The organism is Ancylomarina longa, from assembly GCF_003996985.1.
In the GTDB taxonomy this organism is placed as follows: domain Bacteria; phylum Bacteroidota; class Bacteroidia; order Bacteroidales; family Marinifilaceae; genus Ancylomarina_A; species Ancylomarina_A longa.
Genome location: NZ_RJJX01000001.1, coordinates 99,634 through 121,522, shown reverse-complemented (window position 1 = coordinate 121,522; position 21,889 = coordinate 99,634). Strand labels below are relative to the sequence as shown.

The window sequence follows — 21,889 nt, the reverse complement described above, 5'->3', positions numbered from 1 at the left end:
ATGAAATATAGAATTATAATTGCAATGATTTTGCTTTGTGGAACTTCTCAATTGAGAGCTCAACAAGGGCTGACATTGGAGTCGTCAATAGCGATTGCTTTAGAGAATAATTTAAATGTAAAGATTGCAAAAAACCAGGCCGAGATTGCTGATAATAATGCAACAAAAGGAAATGCAGGCTTATTGCCAATTTTATCTGCCAATGGGGCTTCTAATTATTCGGAACATAGTACCAACGAGGTATCTTCTTCGGCTTCGGTAAATGTGTCCTACAACTTATTTAATGGATTAAAGGCAAGATATAATTACAAAATATTGAATCTTAGAAAAGAACAAGGAGAACTAAATGCTCGTTTTAGCATTGAAAATATAATAACAAATGTAGTATCTGAATTTTATCAATTGAGTAAATCCTATGATGATTTATCTGTAGCCATAGAAAATATGGAGATTTCAAGAGATCGATTGAATAGAAATCAGTCTAAATATGAATTTGGTAATATCAATAAATTAGAGGTTTTAAATGCCAAGGTGGATTTTAATCGAGACAGTAGTAACTATCTACAGACCGAACAAATTTATCAGGAAACCGTCAGGGAAATGAATATTCTACTGGGTAGAAAGGCTGATACAGAAATTCAAGTTATTCCGGATAAAAGCGATTTTAGATTGTTGGATTTAGAGAAATTAAAGAGCCAAGCTTTAAAAGAAAATGCTGAATATCTAATAAAGGAAAGTGAATTAAAGGAGAATGAGTTTGTTTTACGGCAATCCAAATCAGCACAATTGCCATCACTTAGTTTTAATTCGGCATATTCTTATGCCGATCAGAAAGTAATGGGGACAAATTCGCACACGCAATTAACTGGAGGTTTGAATATGAGTTTTACCATTTTTGATGGTAAACAAAAGAAACGAAATATTGTCAATGCCAAAATTGAAAAGCAAAATGCCGCATTTGAATATGAAAACAAACTACTGGAATTGGAAAAGGATCTGCTGAATGCATATACGGATTATCAATATAATCTTAGAACACTTCATTTAGAGGAAGATGCATTGGACGCAGCACGCCTTAATTTCGATCAGACTAAAGCGTATTATCAGTTGGGGCAAGTTTCTGCTACTACTTTTCGGGATGCTCAATTAAATTGGATGGAAGCTAAAAATAATAAGGCTGCTGCCAGATATAATGCTAAATTATCAGAAATTAAAATGCTCAAATTGAGTGGTAGCCTCCTAGAGCCATTTAATAATTAGTATCATAAATTTTGTTTGGAAACCAGAGTTATTGTAGTGGGTGCTTTGGTTGCCCGTCTTTCGTATATCGTAAGGCGGGTTTTTTAATGATAATCCTTTCAGATTCTGATAAATCCTTAAATTTACGGTCTTAATAAACTTATTAACCAAAAATGCCACAGAACAAAACTCTAAACCCAGATTATTTTATTTGGGAAACTCACGGAATTCACGCAGGAACGGGTAGTGATCATGTAAAACACGGTGTTGACGAACTGGAAAAAATTACAGAATTAGCCATTGAAAGAGGCTATCCAAATATTTCATTCATTATTCATACTCCAAGATTAACCCGATACAGATATGCTGCGGAAAGGAGACTGGGAGTGAAGTTTATTCGTGGAAATCATGCTTATTTTAACTATCCCAAACAAATGGCTAGTTTAAAATCGAAGTATGGAAATCAAATTAGTATTCGATATGGTATTGAGTTAGAATGGCTCGGTCCGGACTTAGGGATGCAATGGAATCGCTCTAAAATTTTCCAGGCCCAAAATGCCGATTTCGTCATAGGTTCCTTACATTTTTCCAGAGAAGGAATCCCTTATGATGGTTCGTTGGAAGAGGCAGAACAATTGATGAAAATTAGAGGTGGTGCAGAAAATTACTGGGCTGGTTACATAGAGGAATTGATAGAAATGGTCGATTCTTCGTGGGAAATTATTCAGGTTGTAGGACATTTAGATTTGCCAAAATTATTTGTTCCTATTCCTCAACCATTATTAGATCTGGACAATTCTGATCATTTTCTTGCCAGACGGATGCGTTTTTTATTGGAAATGATTAGTGAATTTAATCTCACTTTAGATGTAAATCTTGCGGGAATTAATAAAGGCTGTGGAATCTATCCAGATATATCGATATTGATGCGAGCAAAACAATTAGATATTCCTATTTCTCTAGGTACTGATACCCACACTATTCAAAATTTGGGTAATCATCACGAAAGGGGAATTAAATATGCTCATGAAGCAGGATACCAGCATTATTTGAGTTATTCGAAGTGTATTCCGGAAAAAAGACCATTGCGCAATAATGGTTTTAAGGAGGAGAAATACAAAGTTCTTAATTTGGGAATTGAATTGCTTAATTTACGATTTGAAGACCGTAAACAAAGACGAATTCCTAAATTTTCGTTTGGTGGATCTTATCGAACCTTTCTGGAGCATCACAAAAATTCTACTACTTTAGGGGATTTTGAAGCCATTCGCATAAGAAAGGGGAATAAATCTGTTACAATTAGCGATACTTTACCAAGCTCCTCTCGCAATAAAGTGAAAGGACTATTTTCACATCATAAGGATGAACCTGGTGTTTTATCTATGATTTTTAATGCGCTGGCTTCTGAAGAAATAAATGTGGAAACAGCTTACCTAAACTCAAATAGGGATGGAACAGCAACTGCCTTCCTAACTCTTACAGGTGATATTCATGCAATTAAAGAGGCTGTAGAATTTGTGAAAGGTACTGGAGGAGATAGTTTTATCGAGATCCGGGTAGGTGATAATCTGGATATACCTGAATTGAGAAAAGGAAAAAAATATGTACTGGAAGTGGACGGAGTGAATTTACCAATTGCCGTAAGTCAACATATGATTTTGTCGGTGCACAATAATTCTTCTGGAGTCTTGCTTATATTACTTTCTGCCTTAGCATCACAAAATATAAATATCCTGGATTTAAGGTTAGGACATCGCGGACAAAAAGGATATGCTATTTTGGGAATTGAAGGAAATGCTTCTCTGGCTCATAACATTTTGACCCAATTGGGAATGCAGTTTTTTGAAACGAGTCATTTATTATTGAACGAAATAGAATAGGATACATTTTGAGTGGATTAATTGAAGATAGAGCTGGCATAAACCAGAATATTATTGAATTCTATAAAATTCAACCAGGAGTAAAAGAACTTCAGCTGGAAAAAATTGAGGAATATCTAATATTAATGTCCTCATTTTATCAGGATACTATAGGTGAATTAGATGATTTGAAAGATGATCAATCCACTGATAATTTAAATGTTATCATAGATATATTAAACTCATACATTAATCTTGTTGGAGTAGAGATAGAAAAAATATTTCCAGACTTTCCTATTAGATTAGAACCAATTGAAAATAAAGATTTTAATTTAAATGAGATTCAGATAATAGAAATATTGCAAGGATTAAATAAAGGGGATAGAGATATTTGGCAAATAAAAGGAAATCTGGAAGAATTAGCAGAATTGGTTTTTGAAGATAGCTTCCAGTCACAATTTTGGTTAACTATATCTCAATTAATATCTAATATCAATGCAGAATTAACGGTATGGGTTGATAATCTGCTATGATCTAGCTTACAGCCCTTGCTGGCATGAATTGAATAATAGCAGGTTCTTCCTCTTCCAACTTTTTGATCATTTCAAAAGCTTGAGATTCTAAAAATTCTTTAGCATCTTCAATACAGCTCCATTCGGAAAGAATGATTAGTTGATTTTCTTCTTCTTGTGTCTGATAAATTTCACAGGACAATTCTCCTCCAATTCTTCGATATACATGAAACTTATCAAATGCATTCTTCCAGGAATAATAGTCTCGAATTGTTTGCTTTACGAGTAGATAAACCATATTTCAGCAATTTTAGTTACCAAAATACTTAAAAATCTTAAAAAGTTTATAATTAATTGATTATGGGCTGAAAATAGAGGATGATTTTGTTTTTTTTTAATATAAACAAATATTTACTGTTCTAAAATATTTGAAAAAAACTTACAGCCTGGGTATTGTAGCCTACCTACATTTTTTAAAAATGATTACTTCCTCGATTTATTAACAAATCCAGATGCGAATAGGATGGAAAACTGAATGAAGTCATGTTGTTCGCATGTCATTTTTGTTGCTAATATTAGTGTTTTGTCAGAAGGGTAAAAGGTTGTTGTATAGCAGTTAAGTGATTGTTATCTAAAGTAGTGTTACACAATTAAAATTTTAAGGCATCAATCGGAGATTCAAATTGGAAATTATAATGTGTTTCTTCTATTAATTTCTTTGAACTAATTATTTTATAATTGCTTTTACCCGAATTAAATTCAGGGATTTGAAAATGATGAATTTTTGCCGCTGCCTCATAAAAATCTTTACGGTTAGGGTGCTCCGGACAACAAGCATTATAAATCTCTCCCCATAATTCATTCTCTATAATATGACTAATTACTCCAATGCAATCGTCTAAATGGATTAGGTTTACCGGAGCTTCTCCGTTTTTTAAATCTTTTTTTCCTGTAAAGAATCTCCCTGGTTTTCTGTCATAACCAATCAAACCGCCAAATCGAATAATGCTCGTTTTAAACCCTTTCTCCTGAAGAAGCATGCTTTCAACCAATCGTAAAGCTTTGCCACTACCTTTTTCTGGATTTATTTTATTGCTTTCATAAACTAATCCATTTGTATTAGCATAGACAGAAGTAGAGCTTATAAAAATCACTTTACGGATAGTACTCTTCCTAATCTGTGATAGGAGAGACTTAAACTGCAAAGGGTGAAAACTTTCAATATCTTGTCTACGTTGCGGTGGAAAATTTACAATTAGAATATCAGAATGAAAAAATTCCTGATTGAAGTTCTTATTAATATTGGGGTCAAAAGATATTTGATAAGGCTCAATTCCAAACCGTTTCAATTCATTTAATTTTTTACTATTGGTAGTGGAACCTTTTATTGCCATCGATTTTTTTAGTAAATATCTTGCCAATGGGAGTCCCAACCAACCGCATCCTAGAATACTTATGCTGTTTTCTCGTTTAAAATACGTTTTATTCATGTGTTTACATCTAAAAATGTCGGTATTCAATTCTATCTTAATTTTAAATGAATAAATATATTGAACTCGTTAAAATTATGAATTAGCCTTTAATTAATTAGGTAATAAAGATATTAAAATCCTTTTAGGGTATTGTGTCTTAGCATAATAATTAAAGTGCTTAGTAATATTCTTTATAGATGTTGCAAATTCAAGGTTTTTTGAATTATTACCTTTATATTTGAAACCGGTTAACGTTAATGATGTTAATATCATTTGCGATAAATCAATAAAAAAAAATCGTTTTTATGACATTACAAATTCGAGAAAATTTACAAAAATTCTTCGTTTTAGGAATTAGTTATAGAAAATCAGCACTCGATGTGAGGGGGAAGTTTTCCATTACTTCAGACGATCAGGAAAGTTTATTAAGAGAGGCTAAAGAGAATGAAATTCCAGGAATGGTTGTGTTATCGACCTGTAATAGAACTGAAATTTACGGGCATTCTACAAATATTGATGTAATTACCAGTCTTCTCTTGAAATATTGCAAGGGAGATCGGGACGATTTCAACAATAATGGATATAAACTTTATGGGAAAGATTGTATCAATCATTTATATAAGGTAACTGCTGGATTAGATTCTCAAATTATAGGTGATTTTCAGATTGTAGGACAAGTTAAAAATGCTTGTCAGCTATCTGAAAAGTATGGAATGATGAATTCCTTTCTAAATCGCCTGTTCTCGTTTGTTTTTCAGGCGAGTAAAAAGATAAAAAATGATACTGAAATAAGTAAGGGAGCTGCTTCTGTTTCTCATGCTGCTGTTCAATATATAAAAGATAAAGTTAGTACTCTTGAAACCTGTAAGTTTGTACTTTATGGTACTGGTGATATAGGTAAAGATACTTGCGGTAATTTATTAAAGCACATGAACAATCGTTCTCTAACTTTAATAAACAGAACAATCGAGAAAGCTGAATCTCTTGCGAATAAGTATAATGTGACTTATCAACCTGAAGCGAAACTTGAAGCTGAAGTGAAAGAGGCCGAAGTAATTATTGTAGCTACAGGTGCTTCTAAACCGACTTTACTTCTAGATCATTTTAAGGATGTAAAGGATTGTAAGTTGATATTAGATTTATCGGTTCCTCGAAATGTAGATCCTGCAATTGATGAATTGGAAAATGTATTGGTGATTACCGTTGATGAACTTTCCAAGCATATTTCCGAAGCAATAGAGCACCGGAAAGCTTGCATTCCTCATGCCGAGCAAATAATTGAAGATTCAATTAAAGAGTTCTATGGCTGGTTAGAGATTAAATATCTATCACCCGTGATCGTTGCTTTAAAAGAGAATCTTCACAAGGTGCAGCAAAAAGAATTAGAATACCACAAAAAGAAATTATCTGAAGATGAATTGAAAAAGGTGGAACACATCACGAATAATATTGTGAATAAGATTGCCCGGGCTTGTATCAATCACTTGAAAGATCATCACAAGCAACAATCCAGCCCAATGGAAACATTAGATATGATCTTTAAAGATATGGATTCGTAAAGCTGAAAAGCTTTCGATAAAAAAGCTGTATAAACCTTGTTTTATATGGCTTTTTTATTCTTTAAGTCCTTCCTGATCTCCGAATAAGAATATCTTGTACATTTATTAGCTCGCTGAAATGTATATTTCTTAGTATTAACATTCCGAAAATAAAATATAATGACTGATAAAAATAAAGTTGTTGTCGCCACTCGTCCAAGTTTGCTTGCCTATACGCAAACCATGCAAACGGTTGCTCTTTTACAAGAAGCAAATCCTGATGTGGAATTCGAAGTCATAAAGTATAGTACCAAAGGAGATAGGGTTTTAAATCGCTCCTTGACGGAATTTGGTGGTACTGGTCTTTTTGTGAAAGAACTGGAACATGCATTGCTCGAAAAGGAAGCGGATATTGCAATTCATAGCTTGAAGGACGTGCCCAGCTTTCACCCAAAAGGATTAAGCTTGCAATCATTTCCCGAAAGACAAGACACCAGAGATGTTTTTTTGAGTAGAAGCGGAAAGGGAATTGATGATATGCCTGAAGGCTTTGTATTGGGAACAGGTAGCCCAAGAAGAAGAGTTCAATTGGCTCACGTAAGACCCGATATTAAATTTAAAGAGATCAGAGGGAATATTGATACCCGCATACAAAAATTAATGGATGGTGAGTACGATGCAATTATTCTGGCAGCCGCAGGAATGAATCGTCTTGGAAAAGAATATGACGAAAATCTTCTTTTAGATGTAGATCAATGTATTCCTGCTATTGGACAAGGAGCCATTGCAATAGAATGTCGTGAGGAGGATAGCAGAACTGCGAAAATCATTAAAAAGATTAATCATCAAGCTACTCAGGAAGCTGTTTTGTCGGAAAGAGCTTTTATGTCTCAAATAGAAGGTGGCTGTAAGTTTCCTTTAGCGGCTCATGCCGTGGTAACTGATGATATTCTAACGATGATTGCTATCGTTGGAGATCTAAAGACCGGAGAATTTATAATTGAGAATATGGAGGTTGCTGTAGCCGAATCTGTTGAAAAGGCTAAGGAATTGGCAGATCAAATGAAGGATACTTGTAAGCAAAAGGGAATTAATTTCTATATTTAGTGTCCCATAGGTGAAATATGAAATTTAGTAGATACTTTATACTATTTCACCTTAATAATCAGAACAAGATCTATTTTGAAAACAGGAAGGAGAGGTTCTTTTGCTAATGCATAGCAGACTGGAACTTACCTTACTTATATCTAATTATACACAAAAAAACATACACTATGAGTTTACGACCATTATTTCCGGAAACCAGAATGAGAAGATTGCGTTACAGTAAAGTTGTTCGCGATATGGTTGCAGAAACATCGCTTTCTGCTGATGATTTAATCATGCCTCTTTTTGTTTGTCCTGGTGAAAAAGTTCAGAATCCTATTAAAAGTATGCCTGGTAACGATCAGTTATCTGTTGATCTTTTGGTAGAGAAGTGTGGTGAGTTACTGGAGGCAGGTGTTCGTTCCGTTTTATTATTCGGAATTCCGGAATCGAAGGATGAAGACGGAAGTGTTGCAACTCACGATCATAGTATTGTGCAGGTAGCAGTTCGCGCTATTAAAGCCAAATATCCAAAGATGTTTATCATTGCTGATATTTGTAATTGTGAATATACAACTCACGGTCATTGTGGAACTATCGTTGACGGAGATGTTGATAATGATCAAACATTGGTTACTTTATCAGCGCAAGCGGTATCCTTAGCTAAGGCAGGTGTTGATATGGTTGCCCCAAGTGATATGATGGATGGTCGTGTGGGACATATGAGAAAAGCTTTAGATGAAAATGGTTATGAGAAAATTCCATTGATGGCTTATTCTGCAAAATATGCTTCCGGTTTTTACGGTCCATTCCGTGATGCTGCCGAGAGTGCTCCACAGTTTGGGGACAGATCTACTTATCAAATGGATATTCGCAATAGCGATGAAGCTTTACGCGAAGTGGAAATGGACATTGCCGAAGGTGCTGATATTGTGATGGTGAAACCTGCATTGAGCTACCTGGATGTGATTTACAGAGTAAAACATGAATTTAATGTGCCTGTGGCTGCCTATAATGTAAGCGGTGAATTTTCGATGATAAAAGCTGCGGCTGCCAACGACTGGATTGATGGCAATCGTGTGATGATGGAAGTAATGACTTCGATTAAAAGAGCTGGTGCTGATATTATTATCACCTATCATGCCAAAGATGTAGCCGAAATTTTAAATGGTAAAAAGTAGCATTATATACCGGGATTCTCTCGTCAAGTGAGAATCCCCTTTTTTTATAACATTTGCAGAAATTATAAGCATTGCTTACAAAATATTTGAAATAATATGAGCGAATCCATTTTTTTAGATACCATTAACGGACTTAGAAGGGAGAGACCGCCAGTGTGGTTTATGCGTCAGGCGGGGAGAGTGCTTCCTTCGTATATGAAATTGCGCGAAAAGCACGGTTTTAAAGAAATGATGGAAATTCCAGAACTTGCTTCGCAGGTAACCCTTATGCCGGTTTATGATTTGGGTGTTGATGCAGCTATTTTATTTTCTGATATTCTGGTGATTCCCGAGGCATTAGGGATGGAGTTGAGCTTCGAAGGAAAAGGCCCAAGCTTTGCTACCGCATTAAAGGATGTGGAGAATCCATTGACTTTCCTTCAGGATAAACCAGAAAAATTGGAGCATATATATAAGGCTATTGACAGGATATTGGAAACCAAACCACAGGAGATTCCTTTGATTGGTTTTTGTGGTGGACCGTTAACTACGCTTTGTTACATGTACCAAGGCTTTAGTCAGAATTTGAATTTTCCTGATTTTGTTCCTGCAATTTATCGCGATAAAGCAATGATGAAGAAAGTGGTTGCGAAAATCACCGAAATGAGTATTCATTACGCATTAAAGCAAGTAGAACACGGCATTAAAGCTTTTCAACTATTCGAAACGCATGCAGGATTAATTCCTGTTGAACTGTATAAGGAGGTATTTCTTCCGGCAGTTAAAGCTATTTTAGGTGCTGTTCGGGCAAAAGGTGTAAAAACCATTTACCTACCTAAGGGTATTGGCACAGGCTTAAATATGGTGAACTATGATTTATGCGATTGTGTGAGTGTAGATTGGCAAACTCCATTGCACGAAGTACGTGGCATGGTTGGCGAAGAGATGATTATTCAGGGAAATTTCGATCCACGGATATTAAATGCAAGTCCGAAAGTAATCGATCAGGAATTCGAATACTATCTAAACTATGGTAGAAAAGATCCTAAATGGATTTTCAATTTAGGACATGGTTTATTGCCTTCAATTCCGGTTGAGAATGTGAAATACCTCGTGAATAAAGTAAAAGAAGCAGATTGGGGAAGATAGCATTTCCCTTTCGGGATATAATTTATAAAGAGATGCCAGATTTGGTATCTCTTTTTTTTGATTCTATCCAGTAGCATAAATTATTTTCTAAAAGCTATTCTTGTCATCAAAAAATTAGTCTTGTTATACTATATCAATTAATTGTCACGCTAAATGATTCTCTTGTTAGCTAAATTGAGTTCTTGTTAGTCTAAAAGCACAGCTTTTCTGAAAAGACAGATAAAAAGTGTGACAAGAAGGGTGTTTAGAATGAAAAGAGGGATCAAAAGAATGAAAAGGATAATAATTTGATGAAAATATTAATGTTTAGAGTGAAAAGACTGCTAGTTTGTAGTGTTTTAAGGTATTACAAGATTCTGACTTTAATGAAGAACAGAATTTTTAGCTGTAAGGACTGCAAGTATAAGATCAGAACCAGAATTTAAATCTTTTTATTTCTGCGATTCCTATTTTGGCCTTGCCAGAACTCGCTTTTATATCCCTTAAGGCGTTCCGGATTATCACGAAACAGATATTTACCTGCATTCCGAATTTCGTCTACTAAATTTTTTAAATAAGTATAGGCCTTATCACGCAAAAGTTTTGAATCGGTACTTTTCTTATGAGACATATGGTAGTTTGCCAGCATTACGGCTGATTTTTGAGACAATAGGATGGCTTCTTCTAATAGCTCTGGCTTAAAGTTGATTGCGCTTAGAAGTCCCAAATTTTCATTGCCTATTTCAGCCAGATCACGCAGGTCTTGTATGATAAATCTTTGATTTTTTCTTTTGGGATTCCATTTTACTTTATCTCTTAGTTCGGGATGATCGCGAAAAGCAAATCGAAAGGCAAACAGCAGTTCATCTTGTAAAGTCCATAGCTGTTTCTCGATTGTCTCCCATGGCTTTTTATCCTCAGGGATGGAATTCTTATCCTGAACCCATTGGGTTTGAGTTTGCCTTAATATCTTGGTTCGTAATTGCAGGTCTTCCAATTTCTCCCTGTCAACTCCAAGTTTGCTAAGCGGAACAATATCTGTAAGACACCATTGTGCCAGATTTTCTGCTTCTTGTAGATAAATGCCAATGGGAATACATGTTTTGATAATTTTTTTGGTAGGAATACTTTCAAGAATATCAGTAATATGCTGAGGAGATACATTACTATTTATTAGAGAGGAGTTGGGAAAATTTTCTGTAAGCGATTGCAGCTTTTCTTCTATTGTCTTTAATTCAATGTTTTCTTTTTGCATAAGGTTTGTAATTAAATTGTACAGTATGCAAATTACTAGTTTTTACTGATAAATAATACAGCCAAGGGTAATTTTTTATTGAAATGGTAATAGAATGCTCAATTGTTTTTTTAAACACGTCAGCTATTGGAGATTGCCTTTAATATCTTTCTGGCACGGGAACAAAATCCAGCTGTTCCATTTTCCATTTGTTCGGTGAGGATTAATGCCAATTCGTTTTGGATATCCGGTTCACGGATAGAAAAATTATATAGAATTTGCATGGCATATACCTGGACAGCAACTGCTGTTGTGCCAGTCATTAATAAGTCGAAGCAATGATTGATGAATTTTCCTGATATATTTTCGGGAAGTGGCTCTAAACTGATAATCTTTAAAAACTGTCGCTTTTTGCTTTCGTTTGTTAAATCAGGTAGTAAAGCAATCATGTCATTCAGGTAGGGGCGTATCAATTCAGGTGCAATGTCATACACTTTATCCATTAGCCAGGATGCCCGCCAGGAATTTTTAGCATTGCCAATGGCAAATTCCCAAAGCTTGTTCATGTTTTTGGGATCATTGGCAATGCTCTGTGCAATTAATTCGGCCTCTTTTTTTACCGGAAAGGGTTCTAATAATTTCTCAAAATCCATTTAGCTACAGAATTGTAGGCGAATAATTAAAAAGGAAGTTTTGTCAATTCTACATTCCCGCCAGAAAGAATAATTCCAATTTTTTTGCCTTTATATTTGGATTTTTCTTTGATTAAGGCCGCTAAGGCCACAGCACTCGATGGTTCGACAACAATTTTCATTCGCTCCCAAATTAAACGCATCGCAGCAATAATCTCCTCTTCCTCTACGCGAATAATATCACTTACGTGATCTTTAATTATTGGAAAAGTTTTATCGCCCAAGGAGGTAAGCAGACCGTCTGCAATGGTTTGAGGATTAGTTTGTAGAACAATTTCACCCTTTTGAAAAGATTGCCAGGCATCATCAGCTCCCATAGGTTCTCCTGCAATAACTTTTGTATCTGGAGAAAAATAATGAGCAGCCAAAGCAGTTCCGGAAAGTAATCCTCCGCCACCAACTGGTGCAAAAATAACTTCCAGATCGTTATGATCCTCGATTAATTCCATAGCCGCAGTTGCTTGTCCTTCTATTACATGATAATCGTTGTACGGATGTAAGAATACTGCTCCTGTTTTGTTAACTACTTCAGTAAGCGTGGTTTCGCGGGCTTCCAGAGTAGGAGTGCACTCGATTATTTCACCGCCATAGCCTTTTACAGCATTCTTTTTTACTTGTGGCGCATTCGACGGCATTACAATATAGGCTTTCATTCCTTGCAGTTTGGCAGCCAGAGCCAGAGCCTGAGCAAAATTTCCCGAGGAGTGGGTTGCCACACCAAAGCCTTTTTCTATTTCCGATAACTGAAGGATTGCATTGGTAGCACCTCGCATTTTAAATGCTCCCATCTTCTGAAAATTCTCACATTTAAAATAGATGTCAGCACCAATCATTTCATTAATGAGTTGGGAGCTAAGGACAGGAGTTCGATGAATGAAGGCCTGTATTCTTTGTTGTGTTTCCAGTAAATTTTCTTTGGAGATCATCATATTTTGGGATTTTGGGGTTGTGTCCCGGCAGGAATTTAAATCCTGCCGGGTTTATTACTATTTCATTGCTTCCAGCGATTCTTTTGCTGCCTGAATGGTTTTATCCAGCATCTCGTAAGTCAATGAATTGGATAGGAAATAACTTTCGAAAGAGGAGGGAGGCAAGTAAATTCCCCGTTTCAACATTTCATGAAAGAATTTTGGGAATTTCGCGTTATTGGCAGTAGCTGCGCTATCGAAATCCACCACATCCGTATCCGTAAAGAAAATGCTAAGCATAGAACCACAACGGTTGATTCGGTAATCGAATCCGGAAGCTTGTAATACTTTATCCAATCCCTTGTGAAGGTATTCGGTTTTGTCTGCCAATTCGGTAAATAGCTGTGGGTTGGCATTCAGTTCTTTTAAAAGGGTGTATCCTGCAATCATAGCTATGGGATTACCCGACAAGGTTCCTGCCTGATACACGGGACCTACGGGCGATACGATATTCATGATCTCACTCGAACCGGCATATGCACCAACTGGCATTCCGCCACCTATCACCTTACCAAAAGTTACCAAATCAGCTTTAATACCAAAATATTCCTGAGCACCACCTTTTGCTAATCTAAAACCTGACATTACCTCGTCAAATATCAGTAAAATACCTTCCTTAGTACAAAGTTCTCTTAAGTCTTCGAGGAATCCTTTTTTAGGAAGAACACAACCCATATTACCGGCAATAGCTTCCACTATAATTGCTGCGATTTCGCCTTTATTTTCGGCAACTACTTCTTTTACGCTTTCAATATCATTGTATTTTGCAGTAAGTGTGTCGTTTGCTGTTCCTGGAGTTACTCCCGGAGAATTAGGTTCTCCGAAGGTACTTGCACCACTTCCAGCTTTAATAAGGAATGAATCGGCATGTCCGTGATAGCATCCTTCAAATTTGATGAATTTGTTTTTGCCGGTATACCCTCGCGCAACACGTATGGCACTCATACATGCTTCGGTACCTGAGTTTACCATTCTCACCATGTCGATATTAGGAACCATATTCACAATTAATTTGGCAATATCAACTTCCAATTCGGTGGGTGCGCCAAAAGAGGTGGAATCTTCTACTTTTTCCTTAATAGCTTTAATTACTTTCGGGTAGGCATGTCCCAGAATCATTGGCCCCCAGGAGGAAATATAATCGATATATTCATTTCCATCTACATCAGTAAGGATACTTCCTTTTGCTTTCTCGATAAAAATAGGAGTTCCACCAACCGATTTATAAGCACGAACAGGCGAGTTTACTCCTCCGGGAATGTATTTTTTGGCTTCATCAAATAATTCAGAGCTTCTTTTGTATTGATACATAGTGTTGATTTTATAATTTTAAATAGTTGTGACATATTTCTAACATGGCAGGTATGTTTGTTTGCCCGGCAAGCACAACAGATTCGGTATATTCTAACAACTTTATTGCTGTAGTATTTCCAATGGCAATACAGGGAATATTATTATCAGGACGGTACTTTTTAAAAAAGCTGATTACTGCACTCGGACTGCAAAAACAGATGGCATCGTAGGATTTAATTTCTATTTCCGGCTGAATCAATTTGGTTTGATAGCAGGGGATTTCCTGATATGCAATTTCATTATCCGTAAAGTAGTTGATAATCGTGTTTCGTCTTAAATTCCCTGTAAAATAAATGTATGATTTTGTTGGACTTTGTTTTAAGATTTCTACTAAAGCAATCGCATTGTGCTGATCGGGAATCAAAGGTTGAATCCCCAATTTTTCCAATTCCAGAGCGGTCTTCTTCCCAACTGCATAAGATTGCTTTTTTGAGCTTTCGTTGAGTTGTGGAAGAATTCTGGAAATACTTCTTACTGCATTCTGACTAGTAAATATCCACGCAGCTTCCTTATGAGAATTAATCCATTCGATTTGTGTTTGGGAAATACTTTGTAATTCAATTTCGATAAAAGGAAAATCGCTAATTAAAAGCCCCATATTTTTACCAAATTGACGTTGTTCCTCCGAAATGGATCTTGTAAAAAGAATATTTTTGAAATTAATATCTGCCATGCTCGGATTTTCATCATTTAATTGCTGAGCTAACAAATTTAGTAAATCCGACGATTTATTGGCAGGTGAAATACAATAAAATAAAATGCTGTGGAAATTTAGAATCTCTATGTTCTTCTGCACAAAATGATTCCTGTTTTATTTTTAGATGAATCGTTAAAAAGTCGGAATCCGCTTGCCAGTCTTTAATTGCTTTTATACTTTTATTGTGCTCAAAACAAAGGGTTGATTCTATAAATAGGAAGGTGCCTGAATTATCAGGTAATAAACAACTTGAGTACAAGTGAATATTAGCTAAGTAAGTAATTATGACAGAACTATTGCAAGCAGCAGAAGAAAGAAGGCAGATCTTATTTAGATATAAACATTTACTGGAAACCTGCAAGAATATTGTTACCAGAGCCGATATTAAACTGGTAAGAAGAGCATTCGATTTATCTTTACAAGACCAGGATGGGAAGCGGCGTAGTAATGGGGAGCCGGCGATTTACAGAACACTTTCAATATCTCAAATTGTGGTGGAAGAACTGGGATTGGGGAGAACTTCAGTTATCTGTTCCTTGCTTTACGATATTGTTCAAAAAGATCGTATAAGCATCTCGGAGATTAAACGTTTATTTGGCTCCAAAGTAGCCCAGATTATTAGTGGTTTGGTTAAGGTAACGGACATTTACAAACAAAATACAAGCCAACATTCCGATAATTTCAGAAAACTATTACTAAGTTTTGCTGATGATGTTCGGGTGGTATTGATCATACTCGCAGATCGTTTGTTTCATCTGAGAAATGTTGGTAATAAGTCAGTACAGGAACAAAAAGCACTGGCAACAGAAATTGAGTTTCTGTATATTCCTCTTGCACACCGATTGGGCATGTATAATGTCAAATCGGATATGGAAGATTTGGCTTTGCGTTACCTTAAACCTGATATTTATTTTGAAATTCTTCAAAAACTGAAGGACACGGAAGAACAGCGATTGAGTTTTATCGAAGATTTCGTTACTCCCATAAAAAAGGAATTAGATCAGCATCATCTAAAATACAAGATTAAAGCGCGTACCAAGACAATTGCTTCCATCCTGAATAAGATGGAAAAAAAACAGGTGGAATTTGAGGAAGTATATGATATTTTTGCCATTCGTATTATCTTAAAATCGTCACCCCGAAAAGAAAAATCAGATTGCTGGAAAGTATATTCTGCTGTAAGTGATTTGTACAGACCAAATCCGGAAAGACTAAGAGATTGGATTACTATTCCGAAATCGAATGGTTATGAATCTTTACATACCACTGTATTAGGTCCGCAAAACAGATGGGTAGAAGTGCAAATCCGTACCAAAAGGATGAATAAAATTGCAGAACAGGGATTCGCTGCTCACTGGAAATATAAGGGACAAAAAGAGGAAGGAGGACTGGATAATTGGTTGCAGGATATTCGTGAAGTTTTAGAGAGTCAACAAGGAAATTCTATTGATTTAATTGATGAATTTAAAGCTGATTTATATAATAAGGAAATCTATGTTTTTACGCCTAAAGGGGATTTAAAACAATTGCCGGCAGGAGCTACTTTACTTGATTTTGCTTATTCTATACACTCCGATTTAGGAGATAAATGTATTGGTGGTACAATAAACCAACGCAATGTTTCCATTCGTCAGGAACTAAAAAACGGAGACCAGGTTGCTATCACCACTTCTAATTCCCAAAAACCAAAATCCGATTGGTTGAGTTTTGTTAAAACTACAAAGGCTAAGAACAAAATTCGACTCTCCATGAAGGAGAATATGATGAAGGAGGCAGATCTTGGAAAAGAAACGCTGAAACGCAGAATGAAGAATTGGAAGATTGAATTTTGTGATGAGAATGTCCGAAAGCTGATGAGCCATTACAAATACAAGTTGGCAATGGATCTGTATTTTGGTATTGCTACAGACTTACATGATTTGTCTGAAATTAAAGATATTCTGACGAAACAAGAGGAAGAGGAAAAACTTGTAGCAACAGAAGTCCCAGCTTATTCTCCACGGAAAATTGTAAAGGAAGGGGACGATGTACTAATTGTAGATCAAAATATATCCAATGTGGATTACTCACTGGCAAAATGCTGTAATCCTATATTTGGAGATGATATTTTTGGTTTTCTTACGATAGGTAAGGGAATTCGTATTCATCGGGTTGGATGCTCAAATGCGAAAGAAATGCAAACCCGATATCCTTATCGTGTGGTAAAAGCGAATTGGTCGGAGAAAGGCTCTGCATCCTATCAGGCAGTAATCCATGTCACCGGTAATGATGAGTTAGGAATTGTTAGTAATATTTCAGATGTTATCTCTAAAGATCTTCGGGTACAAATGAGATCTATTTCTGTAGATACTAATGACGGTAGTTTTGATGGGAAATTAACTGTGGTGGTTTCTAATACAGAACATCTGGATACTTTAATCGTGAAATTAAAAAGAATCAAAGGAGTTGTTCGTGTATCCAGATATAATTTACTTGAATAAAAAGATTTTTTATTTTTATGGATTTCCTTTTTTAGTATAAAGAGATAATTCGACATTAGAAATATCCTTGTAAGCTATTGTAGCTTATTGTTTTAATTAAGTGTGAAAAAATCTTAGTCATTAATTGACTTATTATTATTATCGTTTCAGTATATTTGATCTTCTTACAAAAGAAAGTAGATCCGCTTTTGTTCTTACTATTATATGGAGAATTTTATAGTTTCAGCTCGAAAATATCGTCCTTCTGCCTTTTCAAGTGTAGTTGGACAAGAATCAATAACGCTTACCCTTAAAAATGCTATTAAAAATAGTCATTTGGCACATGCGTACCTTTTTTGTGGTCCGCGTGGTGTTGGCAAAACATCTTGTGCAAGAATATTTGCTAAAACAATAAATTGCTCTCAAATCACCTCAGAGTTTGAGGCATGTAATGAATGTGAATCCTGTAAGGCTTTTAATGAAAATCGTTCCTATAATATTCATGAGTTGGATGCAGCCTCGAATAATTCGGTGGATGATATCCGTACGCTTATCGATCAGGTTCGTATTCCGCCTCAAATTGGAAATTATAGCATCTATATTATTGACGAGGTTCATATGTTATCGGCAAATGCTTTTAATGCATTTCTTAAAACCTTAGAAGAACCTCCTGCACACGCTATTTTTGTTTTAGCAACTACCGAGAAACACAAAATATTACCAACGATTCTATCCCGTTGTCAGATATTCGATTTTAGTCGAATTAAGGTTGCTGATGCCGTATTGCATTTAAAGTATATTGCCGAAAAAGAAGCGGTGCATGTTGAAGAGGAAGCATTAAATGTGATTGCTCAAAAAGCGGATGGAGCTATGCGCGATGCCTTGTCTATCTTCGACCAGATTGTGAGTTTTTCCGGAAAGGAAATTTCATTTGATCATGTAATTCAGAATTTAAATGTTTTGGACTATGATTATTATTTTAAAATGGTTGATGCCTTTTTGGAAGGGAAAGTTGCGGAAGTGCTAATTCTTCTAAATGAAATCTTAGAGAAGGGATTCGAAGGACAGCATTTTATTTCTGGTTTAAGTGCTCATATTCGCGATGTATTGGTTGGTAAGGATGCTGCAACGATACAATTACTTGAGGTTAGTGATAGCGTGAAGCAAAAATATGTAGACCAGGCAAAAAAATGCCCGCTTGATTTCCTTTACGAAGCACTCAAAATATTAAATCAGTGTGGTATCAACTATAAGACAAGTCAGAATCCACGCTTATTAATAGAGCTTAGCCTGATTCAATTATCTCAAATAATTGAGTTAAAAAAAAAAGGAATAGCGGAAATTGAGAATTCTAAGAAACTACAGAAGATAAATGTTTCTGTCGATGATAATTCTCAAAAATCTTCGGGTAACGTTTCGTATCAGGCAAATAGCGAAACGGTTATGTCAGATAGCAAGAAGATTTATGGCGATAAACAAGTTGTTTCGAAGGAAACTACTTCACCTAAATCAAAGATTGGATATACAACTACTGTTTCTATCAAGCAAGCAATGCAAAGTGGGATAAAGAAACAGGTAGCTGAGAATAAGGAATCGCAGAAAGAATCATCCTATAACACGGAAGTTATCGGGAAGGAGTCTTTTAACTCGAAACAAGTACTTTTCAAGCTAAAGGATTTTGTGAAAGCAAAGAATAAGAGTGAAAGAATTCGTCTTGCACTAACAGTTAATTCACCAAAAGTATTGGAGGATTTTAAAGTAGTGATTCAAGTGAGCAACCCATTGCAAGAAGATGATGTGAATTCGGTGAAAGGGGAGGTTCAAAATTATTTAAGAAGAGAATTGAATAATGTTAAGATAGAGTTGACGACCGAAATGTTGAAGACAACAAGCAAAAAAAGAGTATTCACCGATACCGATAGATTTAATTATTTGTGTGAAAAAAACCCTGCTTTAGGAGTCCTGAAACAAAAATTTTCCCTTGACTTTGAATAAAAACAAAAAACATGATGTATAGCATATTAGAATTGGCTAAAATAAGGCTTCTGTATTAATACAGAAGCCTTATTTTTAGGTAGTTGTAATTAAAGAAAAAAATCGTTAAAAAGTGATCATTTTTAAATTGTAAAATAAAAAAATTACATATGTTTATGCCCAGTTTGATGGGGGATAAATTCAAACAAGAATATAATTTAAAACAAATTTTAAAAGATTATTTAACCACCCAAAAGTGTAACCAACATGACAAAGACACCAAAAATTGTTTATACCAAGATTGATGAAGCTCCGGCTTTGGCATCCTATTCTTTGTTGCCAATAATTAAGGCTTTCACAAAAACATCTGGTATTAATATCGAAACAAAAGATATTTCATTACCTGCAAGAATTATTGCAAATTTTCCGGATAACTTGAAGGCTGATCAGAAAATTCCGGATAACTTGGCTGAGTTGGGAGCATTAACTCAACAACCAGAGGCAAATATTATCAAGTTGCCGAACATTAGTGCCTCAATTCCTCAGTTAGAAGCTGCGATCAAAGAATTGCAGGAAAAAGGTTACGACATACCAAATTATCCGGAAGAAGCTAATACAGATACTGAAAAAGAATTGCAAAAACGATTTGCAAAAGTGCTGGGTAGTGCTGTTAATCCTGTGTTAAGAGAAGGAAATTCAGACCGTAGGTCAGCAGCTTCTGTAAAGCAGTATGCTAAAAATAATCCACATCGAATGGGTGCATGGACCAGCGATTCAAAATCCCATGTTGCCTACATGCAAGGTGGAGATTTTTATGGTAGCGAAAAATCCATATGCCTGGATAATGCTACCAATGTCACCATTGAATTTGCTGATGAAGCAGGTCAAACTAAAGTTTTAAAAGAAAAAACTGCTCTTTTAAAGGGAGAAGTTATTGATGCTTCGGTTATGAATGTAAAAGCACTTCGAAAGTTCTATGCAGAACAAATTGAAGATGCAAAGGCCAAAGATATCCTACTTTCTTTGCACTTGAAAGCAACGATGATGAAGGTATCAGATCCAGTAATGTTTGGTCATGCAGTTGAAGTCTTTTATCGGGATGTTTTCGAAAAGCATGCGGCTTTGATAAAAGAATTGGGTGTAAATGTTAATAATGGTCTGGGTGATCTTTATGCTAAGATCCAAAACCTTCCTGCTGATAAGAAAGCAGAGATTGAAGCTGATATTAAAGTAGTATATGAGAAGCAAGCTGATTTGGCAATGGTAGATTCTGATAAGGGAATCACTAATTTGCATGTGCCAAATAGTGTGATTATTGATGCTTCGATGCCGGTTGTTATTCGCGACTCAGGTAAAATGTGGAATCCCGCTGGAAAACTTCAGGATACAAAGGCATTAATTCCAGACAGAGCCTATGCAACCATCTATCAGGAGGTGATTGAGGATTGTAAAAAACATGGTGCTTTCAATCCTGCAACCTTAGGATGTGTTCCTAATGTTGGATTAATGGCTCAAAAGGCAGAAGAGTACGGTTCTCATGATAAAACTTTTATTGCTCCTGCTAACGGAACAATTAAAATCGTTGATGAAGCTGGAAATTGCTTGTTAGATCAAAAAGTAGAAACCGGAGATATTTATAGAGCTTGCCAGGCAAAAGATGCTCCAATTAAGGATTGGGTGAAACTTGCAGTTAACAGGGCAAGAGCAACAGGAGCACCTGCCATTTTCTGGTTGGATGAAAACAGAGCTCACGATGCTCAGATCATTAAAAAAGTGAAAGTTTATCTGCCTGAATTTAATAAAGAAGGATTAGATATTAGAATTCTTACCCCAGTAGAGGCAATGCGAGTTTCTTTGGAAAGAATCCGTAATGGAGAAGATACCATTTCGGTAACAGGAAACGTATTGCGTGATTTCCTAACCGACTTGTTTCCTATCATCGAATTAGGTACTAGTGCTAAGATGCTTTCTATTGTACCATTGATGTGTGGTGGTGGATTGTTCGAAACTGGTGCTGGTGGTTCTGCTCCAAAGCATGTGCAACAATTTCTGGCAGAAGGTCATCTTAGATGGGATTCTTTAGGAGAATACCTGGCATTAGGTGTTTCCTTGGAACATCTTGCCAATGCATATAAAAATGAGAAAGCAGCTTTGTTTGCAAATACATTAGATCATGCGGTTAGCAAGTTTCTGGAGAATAAAAAATCTCCATCCCGTAAGGTGAAGGAACTGGATAACAGAGGTAGTCATTTTTATTTGGCTATGTATTGGGCACAAGCATTGGCCGCTCAAAATATTGATGCCGAATTACAAGCTACTTTTGCTAATGTTGCAAAGGAAATGGAAGCAAAAGAAACCACTATTATTCAGGAGTTAAATGACGCTCAAGGCGAGCCTGTTAATATTGGTGGATATTATCTTCCTAACGAAGAATTAGCAGCTAAAGCAATGCGTCCGAGTGCAACATTAAATGCAATTATCGACGCAATTTAATTGAATATACCAATTGAATAAATAT

17 protein-coding genes are annotated in these 21,889 nt (G+C 35.8%); 10 read left to right on the top strand and 7 right to left on the bottom strand.

The window, feature by feature from the left end; genetic code table 11:
- The 3 genes from DLK05_RS00485 to DLK05_RS00475 all read left to right on the top strand — a co-directional run bounded on the left by DLK05_RS00485 (nucleotide 1) and on the right by DLK05_RS00475 (nucleotide 3,631).
- Nucleotides 1-1,260 carry a TolC family protein gene (locus tag DLK05_RS00485; RefSeq protein WP_127342007.1) on the top strand — a complete coding sequence of 420 codons (1,260 nt, stop codon included), beginning with the start codon at nucleotides 1-3 and terminating at the stop codon, nucleotides 1,258-1,260.
- 152 nt (nucleotides 1,261-1,412) lie between these two features.
- Nucleotides 1,413-3,119: a histidinol-phosphatase HisJ family protein gene (locus tag DLK05_RS00480; RefSeq protein ID WP_127342006.1), complete on the top strand. Its 1,707-nt coding sequence runs from the start codon at nucleotides 1,413-1,415 to the stop codon at nucleotides 3,117-3,119.
- 8 nt (nucleotides 3,120-3,127) lie between these two features.
- Nucleotides 3,128-3,631: a hypothetical protein gene (locus DLK05_RS00475; protein WP_127342005.1), complete on the top strand. Its 504-nt coding sequence runs from the start codon at nucleotides 3,128-3,130 to the stop codon at nucleotides 3,629-3,631.
- Between the two features lies 1 nt (nucleotide 3,632).
- Here DLK05_RS00475 and DLK05_RS00470 read toward each other — a convergent pair whose 3' ends face one another.
- Both DLK05_RS00470 and DLK05_RS00465 read right to left on the bottom strand, forming a co-directional pair.
- Nucleotides 3,633-3,908 (bottom strand): hypothetical protein, encoded by a 276-nt coding sequence (locus DLK05_RS00470; RefSeq protein ID WP_127342004.1) that lies wholly within the window; start codon nucleotides 3,906-3,908, stop codon nucleotides 3,633-3,635.
- A gap of 352 nt (nucleotides 3,909-4,260) precedes the next feature.
- Nucleotides 4,261-5,100: a Rossmann-fold NAD(P)-binding domain-containing protein gene (locus DLK05_RS00465; RefSeq protein ID WP_127342003.1), complete on the bottom strand. Its 840-nt coding sequence runs from the start codon at nucleotides 5,098-5,100 to the stop codon at nucleotides 4,261-4,263.
- A 287-nt stretch (nucleotides 5,101-5,387) separates the two neighbouring features.
- Between DLK05_RS00465 and hemA the strand changes: the two genes are divergently transcribed.
- The 4 genes from hemA (at nucleotide 5,388) to hemE (ending at nucleotide 10,015) form a co-directional block, all read left to right on the top strand.
- Nucleotides 5,388-6,641 (top strand): glutamyl-tRNA reductase, encoded by a 1,254-nt coding sequence (gene hemA / locus DLK05_RS00460; protein WP_127342002.1) that lies wholly within the window; start codon nucleotides 5,388-5,390, stop codon nucleotides 6,639-6,641.
- Between the two features lie 159 nt (nucleotides 6,642-6,800).
- The gene (gene hemC, locus DLK05_RS00455; RefSeq protein WP_127342001.1) at nucleotides 6,801-7,727 is read left to right on the top strand and encodes a hydroxymethylbilane synthase; all 927 of its coding nucleotides are present in this window, start codon (nucleotides 6,801-6,803) and stop codon (nucleotides 7,725-7,727) included.
- 167 nt (nucleotides 7,728-7,894) lie between these two features.
- Complete coding sequence (hemB, locus tag DLK05_RS00450) at nucleotides 7,895-8,887, top strand: porphobilinogen synthase (protein WP_127342000.1); 993 nt, start codon at nucleotides 7,895-7,897, stop codon at nucleotides 8,885-8,887.
- A 96-nt stretch (nucleotides 8,888-8,983) separates the two neighbouring features.
- Nucleotides 8,984-10,015: a uroporphyrinogen decarboxylase gene (gene hemE / locus DLK05_RS00445; protein ID WP_127341999.1), complete on the top strand. Its 1,032-nt coding sequence runs from the start codon at nucleotides 8,984-8,986 to the stop codon at nucleotides 10,013-10,015.
- Between the two features lie 421 nt (nucleotides 10,016-10,436).
- On the opposite strand, the gene DLK05_RS00440 is transcribed toward hemE, so the two are convergent.
- From DLK05_RS00440 to DLK05_RS00420, 5 genes are all read right to left on the bottom strand, one after another.
- Nucleotides 10,437-11,249, bottom strand: a complete 813-nt coding sequence (locus DLK05_RS00440; protein WP_127341998.1) for a hypothetical protein — start codon at nucleotides 11,247-11,249, stop codon at nucleotides 10,437-10,439.
- Between the two features lie 119 nt (nucleotides 11,250-11,368).
- Nucleotides 11,369-11,881, bottom strand: a complete 513-nt coding sequence (locus DLK05_RS00435) for a HEAT-like fold family protein (protein WP_127341997.1) — start codon at nucleotides 11,879-11,881, stop codon at nucleotides 11,369-11,371.
- Between the two features lie 26 nt (nucleotides 11,882-11,907).
- Nucleotides 11,908-12,849, bottom strand: a complete 942-nt coding sequence (locus DLK05_RS00430) for a pyridoxal-phosphate dependent enzyme (protein ID WP_209319626.1) — start codon at nucleotides 12,847-12,849, stop codon at nucleotides 11,908-11,910.
- 57 nt (nucleotides 12,850-12,906) lie between these two features.
- Nucleotides 12,907-14,199 carry a glutamate-1-semialdehyde 2,1-aminomutase gene (gene hemL, locus DLK05_RS00425; RefSeq protein ID WP_127341996.1) on the bottom strand — a complete coding sequence of 431 codons (1,293 nt, stop codon included), beginning with the start codon at nucleotides 14,197-14,199 and terminating at the stop codon, nucleotides 12,907-12,909.
- Nucleotides 14,200-14,209: 10 nt separating this feature from the next.
- The gene (locus tag DLK05_RS00420) at nucleotides 14,210-15,037 is read right to left on the bottom strand and encodes a uroporphyrinogen-III synthase (protein WP_127341995.1); all 828 of its coding nucleotides are present in this window, start codon (nucleotides 15,035-15,037) and stop codon (nucleotides 14,210-14,212) included.
- 185 nt (nucleotides 15,038-15,222) lie between these two features.
- On the opposite strand from DLK05_RS00420, the gene DLK05_RS00415 reads away from it, so the two are divergent.
- From DLK05_RS00415 to DLK05_RS00405, 3 genes are all read left to right on the top strand, one after another.
- Nucleotides 15,223-17,418 carry a RelA/SpoT family protein gene (locus DLK05_RS00415; RefSeq protein WP_127341994.1) on the top strand — a complete coding sequence of 732 codons (2,196 nt, stop codon included), beginning with the start codon at nucleotides 15,223-15,225 and terminating at the stop codon, nucleotides 17,416-17,418.
- A gap of 204 nt (nucleotides 17,419-17,622) precedes the next feature.
- The gene (locus tag DLK05_RS00410) at nucleotides 17,623-19,392 is read left to right on the top strand and encodes a DNA polymerase III subunit gamma/tau (RefSeq protein WP_127341993.1); all 1,770 of its coding nucleotides are present in this window, start codon (nucleotides 17,623-17,625) and stop codon (nucleotides 19,390-19,392) included.
- Nucleotides 19,393-19,638: 246 nt separating this feature from the next.
- Nucleotides 19,639-21,864, top strand: coding sequence for an NADP-dependent isocitrate dehydrogenase (locus DLK05_RS00405; RefSeq protein ID WP_127341992.1), 2,226 nt, complete (start codon nucleotides 19,639-19,641; stop codon nucleotides 21,862-21,864).
- Nucleotides 21,865-21,889 lie beyond the last annotated feature (25 nt).